The following is a 12005-nucleotide window of genomic DNA, read 5'->3' as shown; positions in this document are numbered from 1 at the left end:
GCCACGGCCACCTGTGGGCCGCCGCCGCCCTCACCGTCCCCGGGGACCTCGCCGCGCCGCCGAGCCGCGCCCACGCCGACCGCCTCGTCGCCCTGGCGCCGCACGAGTGGGAGACACTGCACCTCGGCCCCGGCTGGACCGCGTCAGCCGACCGCAGGGCCGCCGAGGAGGTACGTACGCCATGAGCCAGACCGTCGACCGCGCGCTCAGCATCCTGCCGCTGCTCGCCGAGGGACCCGCCGACCTGGGCCAGGTCGCCGACCGCCTCGACGTGCACAAGTCCACGGCCCTGCGCCTGCTGCGCACCCTGCACGAACACGGCCTCGTCTACCGCCAGTCCGACCAGCGCTACCGGCTCGGCGCGCGCCTCTTCGCCCTCGCGCAGGAGGCCGTGGAGAACCTGGACGTGCGCGAGATCGCCCACCCCCACCTCGTCGAGCTGAACGAGAAGGTCGGGCACACCATCCACCTCGCCGTGTACGAGGAGCACGAGGTCCTCTACATCGACAAGGTCGAGAGCCGCTACCCGGTGCGCATGTACTCGCGCATCGGCAAGCCGGTCGCGATCACGGTCGCCGCCGTCGCCAAGCTGCTCCTCGCCGACCTGAGCGAGCCCGAGCGCCGCACCCTCGCGGACCGGCTCGACTACCCCATGTACACATCCCGTTCGACCCCCAACGCCCCCGCTTTCCTGCGGGAGTTGGAGAAGGTGGGCGAACAGGGATGGGCCACCGACCTCGGTGGCCACGAGGAGTCCATCAACTGCGTCGGGGCCCCGATCCGCGGCGCGGACGGACGTGTCGTCGCCGCGATGTCGGTCTCCGCACCGAACGTCGTCGTCACCGCCGAGGAACTCCTCACCCTGCTCCCGCTGGTGCGCCGCACGGCGGAAGCCATCAGCCGGGACTACTCCGGCAACGCCCCCACGAAGGAAGCAAGTTCACGATGACCGACAAGACCGCGCTCACCCCCGCCACGCACACCACGCCGCCCGCGAAGTTCTCGCACGGCGTCAAGAAGGGCAACCTCCTCCAGGTCGCCGGCCAGGTCGGCTTCCTGCCCGCCGAGGAGGGCAAGGCCCCCACGCCGGCCGGCCCGACCCTGCGCGAGCAGACCCTGCAGACGTTCGCCAACGTCAAGGCGATCCTCGAAGAGGGCGGCGCCACCTGGGACGACGTCATGATGATGCGCGTCTACCTGACGGACGTCGACCACTTCGCCGAGATGAACAAGATCTACAACGAGTACTTCGAGGAGCAGGGCCTCAAGGCCCCGGCCTCCGCGCGCACGACGGTCTACGTCGGTCTCCCCGCGGGCCTGCTCATCGAGATCGACGCGCTCGCCGTCCTCGGCTGAGCACGCCCTCCCCGTAGTTCCACCCGTACGTCGTCACGGAGCGGCGCATCACCACGATGCGCCGCACCGCGATCCCCCCTGCCCTGAAAGCCCATGCCCTTACGAGGTCGAAGATGTCCCCGTTGTTCGCTCCGCTCGCGGCCGCCGCCCCGGCGCCCACGCCACCCCACACCGGCGGCATCCTGCCGCTCATCGGCGGCACCACCGGTCTGCTGACCATCGCCGCACTCGGCATCGCCCTGCTGCTCTTCCTGATCATCAAGGTGCGGCTGCAGCCCTTCGTGGCCTTGCTCACGGTCTCCATAGCCGTCGGCCTCGGCGCCGGCCTGTCCGTCACCGAACTCTTCGGCACCGTCCAGAAGTCCACCGCCGTCTCGACCATCGAGTCCGGCATGGGCGGCACCCTCGGACACATCGCGATCATCATCGGCCTCGGGACCATGCTCGGCGCGGTCCTCGAAGTCTCCGGCGGCGCCGAGGTGCTGGCCTCCCGCCTGCTGAACCTCTTCGGTGAGAAGCGCGCCCCGCTCGCGATGGGCCTCACGGGCCTGATCTTCGGTATCCCCGTCTTCTTCGACGTCGGCATCTTCGTCCTCGCGCCGATCGTCTACGCGTCCGCCAAGCGCGGCGGCAAGTCGATCATCCTGTACTGCATGCCGCTGCTCGCGGGCCTGTCCATGACGCACGCGTTCCTGCCGCCGCACCCGGGCCCCGTCGCCGCCGCCGGCCTGCTGAAGGTCGACCTCGGCTGGGTCATCCTGATGGGCATCATCTGCGGCATCCCGGCCGTGCTCGCCGCCTGGGGCTGGGCCGCCTGGATCGGCAAGCGCGTCTTCGTCCCCGTACCGCAGGACATGGTCGAGGCCGCCGACGAGGCCAAGGCCGCCCTGGTCGAGGAGCAGCGCGCCTCGGGCGTCACCCCGACCGAGAAGCCGGTCTCGCTCGGCGTCGTGTTCTCCATCATCGGCACGCCACTGGTCCTGATCCTGCTGGCGACCTTCTCCTCGATCGCCTTCGACCCCTCCACGGGCCGCTCCGTCATCGAGTTCTTCGGCCACCCCTTCGTGGCGCTGACGATCGCCCTGCTCCTCGCGTACTACCTGCTCGGCATCCGCCGCGGCTGGTCCCGCAAGTCCCTGGAGACGGTGTCCACCGCGTCCCTGAAGCCGGTCGGCAACATCCTCCTGGTGGTCGGCGCGGGCGGTGTCTTCGGTGCCGTCCTGAGCGCGAGCGGCATCGCCAAGGCCCTCGCCGACACCTTCAACAACGTCGGCCTGCCGGTCATCGTCCTCGCCTACCTGATCTCCCTGGTGCTGCGCGTGGCCCAGGGCTCGGCGACGGTCGCGATCGTCACGACGGCGGGCATCGTGGCCCCCCTGCTCGCCGAGGGCGACTACTCCCAGGCCTTCACGGCCCTCGTCATCATGGCGATCTCCGCGGGCTCCATCTTCGCCTCGCACGTCAACGACGGCGGCTTCTGGATGGTCGCCAAGTACTTCGGCATCTCCGAGCGCGACACCCTGCGGACCTGGACGATCCTGGAGTCGGTCCTCTCCGTCGCCGGATTCGCGGTGGCGGCGGTGATCAGCCTGTTCGTATAGGCCGACCCCACCAGGGCCCGCAGGACAACTCCCTTGTCCCGCGGGCCCGCGGTGCGTCAGGGTGCGGGGTCCGACCACAGGGACGACACCACCCCGGGGGACGCGTGGGCACGCCGCAGGACAAGACGCTACGTACGGCCGACGCGGCCGGCACCGTCGGCGACGACGCCCCGCCCTCCCCCTGGCACAACCCCGACTTCCGCACCCTGTTCACCGGCACCGCACTCAGCCAGCTCGGCTCCAACGTCTGCTACTTGGCGGTGCCCCTGGTCGCCGTCTCCGCGCTCGACGCGACCCCGGCGCAGATCGGCGCCCTGTCCACCCTCAGCACCCTGGCCTTCCTCCTCATCGGACTGCCCGCCGGGGCCTGGGTGGACCGGATGCGGCAGCGCCGCCTGATGATCGTCGCGGACCTGCTGCGCGGGGTGTCGTTCGCGTCCGTCCCCCTGGCCTGGTGGCTCGGCAGCCTGACTCTCCCGCACCTGTACGCGGTCGTCTTCCTCACGGGCTGCGCCACGGTCTTCTTCGACGTGTCATCGCAGAGCGTCGTCCCACAGCTCGTACGCCGCGACGAACTCGTCCCCGCCAACGCCGCCCTGGTCAGCCTGATGGGCTTCGGCAGCATCGCGGGCCGCAGCGTGGGCGGCGGCCTCGTCCAGCTGGTGAGCCTGCCCTACGCGGTGGTCGTCGCGGCCACCGGCTACCTGGCCTCGGCGCTCACGCTCACCCGGATCGCACCGGCGCCCGCCGCGCCGCCCGCGACCCCGGCCGCCTCGCGCGTCCCCTTGCGCACCCAGATCGCCGAAGGCCTCCGGCACGTCCTCGGCAACCCGGAACTGCGGGCCCTCGCCGCGACCGGCTCCCTGGTCAACTTCGGCAGCCAGCTCATCAACACCATGCTGCCCCTGCTCTTCGTACGCGAACTGGGCCTGACCGCAGGGGCGTTGGGCCTGTTCTGGGCCGCGGGCGGCGTCGGCATGCTGCTGGGCGCGCGCACCGCCCGCCGGATCGCCGTCCGCTTCGGCTACGGCCGCACCCTGGGCCTGGCCGGCCTGTGCCTGGCCCCGGCGGGCCTCCTCGTGCCCTTGATCGGCCGGGACTGGTGGCTGCTGCTGATCGCCGGATGCGGCTGGCTGGCCGTCACGTTCAAGACGGGCGTCGACAACGTCCTCGGTGTGACTCTGCGCCAGCGCCTGACGCCGGACGCGATGCTCGGCCGCATGAACGCCACGTTCCGCTTCCTCTTCATGGGGTCGCTCGCGCTGGCCGCCGCGGCCTCCGGCGCCCTCGCCGAGACGACCTCGGTACGGACGGTCCTCTGGGTCGGCGGCGCCTTCACGGCCACGGCTTTCCTGCCGGTCTTCCTGTCCCCGGTCCGGACCCGCCGGGCGCTGCCCGAGGGCTCCTGAGCAGGCCCCGGCCACCTCGACGACCGCCTCCTTCCGATCAACAGCGGCATCCCGACCGCGATGACGAAGGCGAGGACGACGGCCCGCGCGGGGTGTGGGGGCGGGGGTGGGGGGGTCCGTCGCGTCGCGACGGTGGGGTAGTGACTGTGGTTCGAAGTCGGGTGGCGGCCCGGTGGGCGCCTTCTTGCTTGGATTGCATGGCTGGCGTGCGGTGGGTGGTTGAGCTACCTCCGTTTCTCTCGTAGTCGGCCAACTGTCCGTCTACGGCTGACTTTCGGTGGTGACGGAGGGTGGGTGGAAGGGGACCAAGCAATCTATTTCCTTCAAGGCCCTTCGGTCGCGCCCGCCACTCCCTGTGGCTGGTTGAGTGGCGCGTATGTGGGGTGGTGACGGTGGCCACAAAGACGCAGCTACGGGTGGAGGCTGGGGGAGGCCGGTCGGTCGTCTGCTGGTGGGTGGGTGGCTGAGGTGGTGGGTGTGACGACAGAGGTGGTCTCGATGGGTTCGTGGGGGGTTTAGGACACTCTCCGGTCCTGTGGGTGTCCTAAACCCCCCACGAGCCGCACCAGAGAGACGGATGCGTCACGTGTGACGCCACCCCCTCCCCCTTGCCGCATCTTTGTGGCCACCGCCACCACCCCCCATACGCGCCACCCAACCCGCCACAGGGAGTGGCGGGCGCGACCGAAGGGCCTTGAAGGAAATGGGTGACTCTCTGCCCTTCCACCCACACTCCCCAGCCGACGAAAGCCAGCCCAAGGCGGCGGTCCGACGACACTCGACAAGCGGAGGTAGCTCAACCACCCACCGCACCCCAGCCATGCAATCCAAGCAAAAAGGCGCCCACCGGCGGAGAGCCGCATGCGAACCACCGGCACCACCCCACCGTCGCAGAGCGACGGACCCCATCACCGCAGCAGCAGCAGTTCCGCCCCCACCGCCTTCCCGATCCCGTGGGGGCGCGGGCAGCAGCCCCGGCGTTGGGTGAGCGCCGCTACGAGCATGCGGCCCCGGCCGTCTCAACGGGGCAGACGCCGGTACAGGTAGGGCGCCGTGGCGAGGACGAGCAGGGCGAAGGCGATCAGGCGCTGCAGTCCGGGTTGGGCGGCGACGTCGCTGTGCTGGATGCTGTACACGGCGTACCAGTTGGCGGCGAGGTCGGTCGTCATGACGGCGCACGCCAGGGCGACGCCCGGCCGCCGCCCGGCGATCAACAGCGCCCCGACGAGCGGGTCGAGGGCCGCGAGGCAGGTCCAGTAGAGGTTGAGCCAGGCCGGTTCCGCCGGGTAGGGGTGCAGCCCGTGGCGCAGGAGATCGGTGACGTGCGCGACGGCGCCCACGCAGAGCATCCCGGCCGCGACGGCGAGGGCCAGGACCACGGCACCGCGCGGGGCGTGGCGCATCCATCCGATCATGTCGCCGATGGTCCCACCCGTACGGTGCGAGGGTGGCGCGCGGTGTTCGGATCGGCCCGGGGGAGGCGCCGCACAGGCTCGTCCGCCATACTTCGCCCCGTGGAGCAGCGTATGGAGAGTCAGAAGGTCACGCCCGTCACCGGTGCCGGTTTCGACCCGGCGTACGTTCCCGGCCTGACGTCTCCCGGACCGGAGGCGCCGGCCAAGGACGTCGAGGACGTCGAGGACGTCGAAGACACGGTCACGGAATCCGAATCCGATGCGGTCGCGGAGGAGGTGACGACGCAGGACGAGCCGGAGAAGGCCGTACTGGAGAAGTCGGCCGACCCCGAGGCCGACCCCGAGGCCGAGGCCGAGGGGGAGAAGGACAGCGGCGACGGTCCGGTCCTGGAGGCCAAGGACCGCCGTGGCTCGATCACGGTCGACGCGACCGGCGTCCGGTTCACGCTCGACGACCAGGAAGCCGACTTCACCTGGGACGAGATCAGCGCGGTCGAGTACGGCACGTCCCGCAAGCGCCTGACGGTGACGGTGCACATGCCCAACAGCCGCTGGTTCCCGAACGACGTCGAGGCGCCCGACAAGGCCCGCCTCGCCGAGTGGACGGACCGGATCGACGAGGCGCTGGACGCGTACTTCGAGGAGTAGGCGGGAGGGGGCCGCCGGGATCACGATCTCGGCGCGTTCCTGACGGCGCTCTTGCCACCGGGGATTCTTTACGCACCCTTGATGTTCATGGCGGACACCACGGGCAACCCAGCGACCGGCACAGGCACCGCGACCGAACCCGAACCCCGCAAGTCCAGTTGGAAGTACATCGGCCCCGGCATCGTCGTGGCCGCGACCGGCGTGGGCGCGGGCGACCTCGTCGCGACCCTCATCGCCGGCAGCAATTTCGGCTACACCCTGCTGTGGGCCGCGATCATCGGCTGCGTCGTCAAGATCAGCCTGGCCGAGGCGGCGGGCCGCTGGCACCTGGCCACCGGCCGCACCCTGTTCGACGGCTGGGCGAGCCTGGGCCGCTGGACGACCTGGTTCTTCGTCGTCTACGTCGTGATCTGGGGCTTCGTCTACGGCGCGGCCGCGATGTCGTCGAGCGCGCTGCCGCTGCAGGCCCTGTTCCCCGACGTGTTCCCGGCCGACTGGTCGATCAAGCCGTGGGCGGTCCTGTGCGGCGTCGTCGGTCTGGCCTTCGTCTGGTTCAACAAGTACGAGGTCTTCGAGAAGGTCATGACCGTCCTGGTGGGCGTCATGTTCGTGGTGACGGTGTACCTCGCGATCCGCGTGACGCCGCATCTCGGGGACGCCTTCGCCGGGCTGCTGCCCGTCCTGCCCGACGAGAAGGACTCGGTCCTCAACACCCTCGGCCTGATCGGCGGCGTCGGCGGCACCATCACCCTTGCTGCGTACGGGTACTGGGTGAACGCCAAGGGCTGGACCAACACGTCCTGGATGAAGGTGATGCGGCTCGACAACCGGGTCGCGTACATCACCACCGGCGTCTTCGTCGTGGCGATGCTCTTCGTCGGCGCCGAGATGCTGCACGCCTCGCACACGTCGATCGCCAGCGGCGACAAGGGACTTGTGGATCTGTCGAAGATCCTGGAGGCGCAGTACGGCACGGCGACGGCGAAGCTCTTCCTCGTCGGCTTCTTCGCGACGTCCTTCACGTCGCTGATCGGCGTCTGGCACGGCGTGAGCATCATGTTCGCCGACTTCGTGGAGCGCTACCGCGGCGCGCGCACGAGCGGCGCGGAGGTGGCCCGCGGCGCCCGCGAGAAGGGCTGGCCGTTCCGCGTCTACCTGCTGTGGCTGACCTTCCCGCCGATCGTCCTGCTCTTCCAGGGCCAGCCGTTCCGCCTCGTGATCCTGTACGGGGTCCTGGGCGCGGCCTTCATGCCGTTCCTGGCACTCACCCTGGTGTGGCTGCTCAACTCGGCCCGTACGCCCGCGACATGGCGCAACGGCTGGCTGAGCAACGGGATGCTCACCATCGCGGGGCTGCTGTTCGTCGTGCTGTGCGTGCAGCAGATCTGGGACACGGCCTGGTCGGACTTCTTCTGAACCGCCTCGCCGAGCCGGCCGAAGGCCAGGGGCACACGCGGGAAACACCCTCGACCGGCGCGGCCGTGATCGTTACGGTGGCTCCCATGACGACGATCAGGCAGGTCCAGATCACCTTCGACTGCGCGGAGCCGGAGCGCGTCGCCCGCTTCTGGTGCGAGGTGATGGGATACGTCGTACCGCCGCCTCCGGTCGGGTTCGACAGCTGGGAGGCGTTCGACCGGTCCCTGCCGCCCGAGGAGCAGGGCGCGTCGTTCGCGTGCGTCGACCCCTCGGGCGCGGGCCCGCGCCTGTTCTTCCAGCGCGTCCCCGAGGGCAAGGTCGTCAAGAACCGGGTCCACCTCGACGTGCGGGTCGGCACCGGGCTCGTGGGCGACGAGCGCTACGCCGTGCTGGAGGCCGAGTGCGAACGGCTGAAGGCTCTCGGCGCGGTCACCGTGCTGGCGCAGCGCGCCGACGAGTTCAACGAGTCCTGCATCACGATGCAGGACATCGAGGGCAACGAGTTCTGCCTCGACTGACGTATTGATCCGGGTGACGGGTGACGGGTGACGGGTGACGGGTGACGGGTGGCAGGTGACGGATCCGGAGGACGGGCAGCGCCGCCGGGGGAGCGGCGGCGCTGCCGGTTCGCGGGTTACCGGCCGCGGGTCACAGCCCGTGGACGTGCGGGCCCACCGCCGAGGACCACCCGTTGCCGTTCGACGCGTCCCAGTTGGTGGACCAGGTCATCGCGCCGCGCAGCCCCGGGTACGTCTTCGAGGGCTTGAAGGAGCCGCAGTTCGTGCCCTTGGCCAGGCAGTCGAGGGCGTCGTTCACCACGGACGGCGCCACGTAGCCGCTGCCCGCCGCGCTGCTCGACGCCGGTGTGCCGATGCCGACCTGGGACGGGTCGAGACCGCCCTCCAGCTGGATGCAGGCGAGCGCCGTGAGGAAGTCGACGGAGCCCTGGCTGTAGACGTTGCCGTCGCAGCCGAGCATCGAACCGCTGTTGTAGTACTGCATGTTGACGACCGTGAGGATGTCCTTCACGGCGAGGGCCGTCTTGAAGTACTCGGCCGACGTCGACTGCATGTCGATCGTCTGCGGTGCCATCGTCAGCACGAATCCGCTGCCCGCCTTGGCAGCGAGCGACTCCAACGCCTTTGACATATAGGTGGAGTTGAGGCCGTTCTCCAGGTCGATGTCGACGCCGTCGAAGCCGTACTCCTGCATGAGGGCGTAGACGGAGTCCGCGAAGTTCGTCGCCGAGGCGGAGTCGCTGACCGAGACCGTGCCGTTCTGGCCGCCGATCGAGATGACCACCGACTTGCCCGCGGCCTGCTTGGCCTTGATGTCGGCCTTGAAGGCGTCCTCGGTGTAGCCGCCCAGGCCCGCCGAGTCGAGCGTGAAGTCGACGGCGCCGGGCGTCGTGGTGGCGTCGGCGAAGGCGACCGCGATGATGTCGTAGTCGGACGGCACGTCGCTGAGCTTCTGGACGGCCGCGCCGTTGTCGAAGTTCTGCCAGTAGCCGGTGACCGCGTGCGCGGGGACGGACGCGGCCGAGGCGGTGCCGCTCGTGGCGAGCAGACCGGTCACGGCCAGCGCGGCCGCCGTCGCGAACGTGCCGATGAGCGTGGCGAGTCGGGGGCGTCTGCGGTGAGGGGAGTTCATTTCTGCCTCCGGGTGGGGGGAGTGGGGAAGCAGCTGCTGGGCGTACAAACTGGTCCAGACCAATAGGCTTGTCAAGGGATTGCGCCAATACTGCGACGTCACTTCCGCGCCAACCCGGGCGCCGGAGGTTCGTGAACAGTGCGAAGTGGGGTGTTGCCGGGCGCCCGCCTGGATATGGTGCTCAGGCAGGAACACACACTGCAGTTGCTGGAGGAACGCAGAGCGACCGGGGGGTTCCCGCGTGCCGACCGCCATAGCCGTGACCGACCCCGACCTGGTGCTCACCTCGCCCGACCGGCACACTCCGAGCGCCGCCGTGCTCCCCGTGGGCGAGCCGCCGGACGCCTATCCGCTCGACCGCGCGATCGTCGACGTCCACACGCTGATCGAACAGCACGGGTATGTCATCGTGCTCTGTCCGCAGTCCGTGCCGGACGCGGTCGTCCACCGGCTGCATTCCGTGCGCTCCGTGCTCGAAAGCGACCGGATCGCCATCCTGCGCCCCGAGCTGCCACCGCTCGGCCTCGCCGTGCTCGCGCTGCAATTGCGCCAGTTGTCGGTCTGCGACTTCAGCCCGGGTGTCCTGGCCTCCGCGGGCCGGCTGCTCGCCCATTACGTCCACGCGGGCGCCCTCGTCGGCTCCGTGGCCAAGCTCGACCGCGTCCCCGTCTCGCTCAAGGCGCACGCCAAGTCCTGGTCGCCGGGCGCCCAGTTCGCGGTCGTCGCCTCGCCGCAGCCGCAACTGCTGCGCGTCACCGGGACGGAGACGCCGGGCGGCCCCTCGTTCGGTACGCGGATGTTCTACGCCGCGGGGCAGCAGTCCACCGACTGGGTCACCGGGGTGCTCGCCCCGGCCTGGCGGGTGCAGGGCGCGACCGAGACGCGGCTGCCCGCCGAGTCGCCGCGCTGGTGGGCGACGGGCAAGGGCGCCCACCCCGGGCGGATCGTCGAGTTCGCCGCCGCCATCCCCGACATCTCCGTCCTGTACCAGCTCGTGTCGTCAGTGCGGCGCGAGGAGTGCCGCTGGTGCGGGCTCGAACTCATCGGCGACCGCTGCGGGTTCTGCTCCGCCGCACTGGCCGCCGACGCACCGCCCGAACGCGCGGGTGCCACCCGCGCGTCCCTCGCCCCGGCCGCCGGGGCGGGCAGAGCGGCCCTGCCCCGCGCCACCCCGCACCACTGACCCCGACCCCCGAACCCTGACCCCGCCCGCCTACCAACGAGGTTGCCCCGTCCATGAATTCACGTCAGCGCCGCGGCGTCATCCTCCTGGTCGTCTCGGCCCTGTGCGCCCTCGGCGCGTTCGCCGGTGTGCTGTCCGTGATCCGTGACGTGAACTCCAAGGTGGGGCCGGAGGTGACCGCGTACCGCCTCAAGAGCGACGTCGCGCCCTACAAGGAGCTCTCGGACGACCAGTTCGAGAAGGTGGAGATGCCGGAGCGCTGGCTGTCGGACACTGCCGTCACCAGCCTGCGCCAGGTCCGCGGCAAGATCGCCGTCACCCAGCTCAAGAAGGGCTCCCTGCTGCAGACCGACATGATCGTCGCCCGGCCCGAACTCAAGGCGGGACAGCAGGAGATCGCCATCATGATCGACGCGGAGACGGGCGTCGCCGGAAAGATCGACCCGGGTTCGAAGGTCAACATCTACGCCACCTTCAAGGCCGAGAACGACAAGCAGCGCGACCAGTCCAAGGTCATCGTGGAGAACGCCGAGGTCCTCGACGTGGGCAAGCTGACGCCGATCGACCAGCAGGGGGCGGGGAGTTCGGGTAACAACGCCACCCGGCGGCAGGGCGAGGCGGTGCCCATCACCTTCGCGCTGAGCGCCGCGGACGCCCAACGGGTTGCGTACGCCGAGTCGTTCGCCACCCACGTACGCCTCGCGCTCGTCGCGCCGGGGGACGCCGGGACGATCGCGCCGGGCGACCGGTCGTACACGCTGGACGAGGACAAGTGATGGCCACTCATGCGATGCGCGCCCATCAGGCCCCGCACCGGGACGATCGGCGGCGGGGCCCGGGGCAAAGCACGGCAACCCGCGCGCCAGTGCCCCTGAAGGGATACCGCCGATGACGACCCGCATCCTCCCCGCCGCCTCCGAGCCGGAGGCGGCACGCGCCCTGGTCACCCTTCTGTCCCAGCTCCCCGACACCGAACCCGCCCCGCCCGTCGCGGACTCCACGGCGCTGCTCGACACCCTGGCCCGGCTCGCCGCCGAGTCGCTCGACGAGCTGCCCGAGGTCGTCCTCGTCCACGAACGGATCGGCCCCGTACCGGCGTTGGACCTGATCCGCGACCTGGTCCTGCGCTTCCCGGGGGTCGGCGTCGTCCTCGCCACCGCCGACACCAGCCCGGCCCTGCTCACCGCCGCGATGGACAGCGGGGCGCGCGGCATCGTCGCCCTCCCCCTCGGCTACGACGCCCTCGCCGAACGCGTCCACGCCGCCGCCTCCTGGTCCACGGGCATGCGCCGCCACCTGGCCGGCGGCACCGGCGCGGAGCTGA

The 12005-nt window shown here is 70.5% G+C and carries 11 protein-coding genes and 2 pseudogenes; 11 read left to right on the top strand and 2 right to left on the bottom strand.

Annotation, left to right across the window (positions count from 1 at the left end; genetic code table 11):
• From G3I40_RS13210 to G3I40_RS13190, 5 genes and pseudogenes are all read left to right on the top strand, one after another.
• Positions 1 to 185: pseudogene (locus G3I40_RS13210) on the top strand (sugar kinase); the annotation flags it as partial.
• Entirely contained in the window at positions 182 to 949 is a 768-nt protein-coding gene (locus G3I40_RS13205) for an IclR family transcriptional regulator (RefSeq protein ID WP_164302356.1), read from the top strand. The pseudogene G3I40_RS13210 and the gene G3I40_RS13205, both read left to right, overlap by 4 nt.
• Positions 946 to 1356 carry a RidA family protein gene (locus tag G3I40_RS13200; RefSeq protein WP_164302355.1) on the top strand — a complete coding sequence of 137 codons (411 nt, stop codon included), beginning with the start codon at positions 946 to 948 and terminating at the stop codon, positions 1354 to 1356. Before G3I40_RS13205 ends, G3I40_RS13200 begins: the two co-directional genes overlap by 4 nt.
• 113 nt (positions 1357 to 1469) lie before the next feature.
• Entirely contained in the window at positions 1470 to 2957 is a 1488-nt protein-coding gene (locus tag G3I40_RS13195; RefSeq protein ID WP_164302354.1) for a gluconate:H+ symporter, read from the top strand.
• 104 nt (positions 2958 to 3061) lie between these two features.
• Complete coding sequence (locus G3I40_RS13190; RefSeq protein ID WP_164302353.1) at positions 3062 to 4366, top strand: MFS transporter; 1305 nt, start codon at positions 3062 to 3064, stop codon at positions 4364 to 4366.
• Positions 4367 to 5385: 1019 nt separating this feature from the next.
• Here the strand turns inward: G3I40_RS13190 and G3I40_RS13185 are convergent.
• Positions 5386 to 5781, bottom strand: a complete 396-nt coding sequence (locus G3I40_RS13185) for a hypothetical protein (protein ID WP_164302352.1) — start codon at positions 5779 to 5781, stop codon at positions 5386 to 5388.
• Between the two features lie 111 nt (positions 5782 to 5892).
• Between G3I40_RS13185 and G3I40_RS13180 the strand changes: the two genes are divergently transcribed.
• The 3 genes from G3I40_RS13180 (at position 5893) to G3I40_RS13170 (ending at position 8366) form a co-directional block, all read left to right on the top strand.
• Positions 5893 to 6429 (top strand): hypothetical protein, encoded by a 537-nt coding sequence (locus G3I40_RS13180; RefSeq protein ID WP_203643969.1) that lies wholly within the window; start codon positions 5893 to 5895, stop codon positions 6427 to 6429.
• An 87-nt stretch (positions 6430 to 6516) separates the two neighbouring features.
• Entirely contained in the window at positions 6517 to 7845 is a 1329-nt protein-coding gene (locus G3I40_RS13175) for an Nramp family divalent metal transporter (RefSeq protein ID WP_164302350.1), read from the top strand.
• An 86-nt stretch (positions 7846 to 7931) separates the two neighbouring features.
• Positions 7932 to 8366 (top strand): VOC family protein, encoded by a 435-nt coding sequence (locus tag G3I40_RS13170; RefSeq protein WP_164302349.1) that lies wholly within the window; start codon positions 7932 to 7934, stop codon positions 8364 to 8366.
• Positions 8367 to 8496: 130 nt separating this feature from the next.
• Here the strand turns inward: G3I40_RS13170 and G3I40_RS13165 are convergent, their stop codons facing one another.
• Entirely contained in the window at positions 8497 to 9498 is a 1002-nt protein-coding gene (locus G3I40_RS13165) for a chitinase (RefSeq protein WP_164302348.1), read from the bottom strand.
• A gap of 241 nt (positions 9499 to 9739) precedes the next feature.
• Between G3I40_RS13165 and G3I40_RS13160 the strand changes: the two genes are divergently transcribed.
• The 3 genes and pseudogenes from G3I40_RS13160 to G3I40_RS13150 all read left to right on the top strand — a co-directional run.
• Entirely contained in the window at positions 9740 to 10681 is a 942-nt protein-coding gene (locus G3I40_RS13160; RefSeq protein ID WP_343244916.1) for a hypothetical protein, read from the top strand.
• 53 nt (positions 10682 to 10734) lie between these two features.
• Positions 10735 to 11457, top strand: coding sequence for a Flp pilus assembly protein CpaB (cpaB, locus tag G3I40_RS13155; protein ID WP_164302347.1), 723 nt, complete (start codon positions 10735 to 10737; stop codon positions 11455 to 11457).
• 112 nt (positions 11458 to 11569) lie between these two features.
• Positions 11570 to 12005: pseudogene (locus G3I40_RS13150) on the top strand (response regulator transcription factor); the annotation flags it as partial.

Source organism: Streptomyces sp. SID14478 (genome assembly GCF_010548525.1).
Classification (GTDB): domain Bacteria; phylum Actinomycetota; class Actinomycetes; order Streptomycetales; family Streptomycetaceae; genus Streptomyces.
The sequence above is the reverse complement of the archived record's forward strand: the minus strand, read 5'-3'. Positions and strand labels throughout refer to the sequence as shown.

Excerpts from the sequence above, each read along its gene's own strand:
- G3I40_RS13205 (WP_164302356.1), top strand. The coding sequence starts at position 182 with ATGAGCCAGACCGTCGACCGCGCGCTCAGCATCCTGCCGCTGCTCGCC.
- G3I40_RS13200 (WP_164302355.1), top strand. The coding sequence starts at position 946 with ATGACCGACAAGACCGCGCTCACCCCCGCCACGCACACCACGCCGCCC.
- G3I40_RS13195 (WP_164302354.1), top strand. The coding sequence starts at position 1,470 with ATGTCCCCGTTGTTCGCTCCGCTCGCGGCCGCCGCCCCGGCGCCCACG.
- G3I40_RS13185 (WP_164302352.1), bottom strand. The coding sequence starts at position 5,781 with ATGATCGGATGGATGCGCCACGCCCCGCGCGGTGCCGTGGTCCTGGCC.
- G3I40_RS13180 (WP_203643969.1), top strand. The coding sequence starts at position 5,893 with ATGGAGAGTCAGAAGGTCACGCCCGTCACCGGTGCCGGTTTCGACCCG.
- G3I40_RS13175 (WP_164302350.1), top strand. The coding sequence starts at position 6,517 with ATGGCGGACACCACGGGCAACCCAGCGACCGGCACAGGCACCGCGACC.
- G3I40_RS13170 (WP_164302349.1), top strand. The coding sequence starts at position 7,932 with ATGACGACGATCAGGCAGGTCCAGATCACCTTCGACTGCGCGGAGCCG.
- G3I40_RS13165 (WP_164302348.1), bottom strand. The coding sequence starts at position 9,498 with ATGAACTCCCCTCACCGCAGACGCCCCCGACTCGCCACGCTCATCGGC.
- cpaB (WP_164302347.1), top strand. The coding sequence starts at position 10,735 with ATGAATTCACGTCAGCGCCGCGGCGTCATCCTCCTGGTCGTCTCGGCC.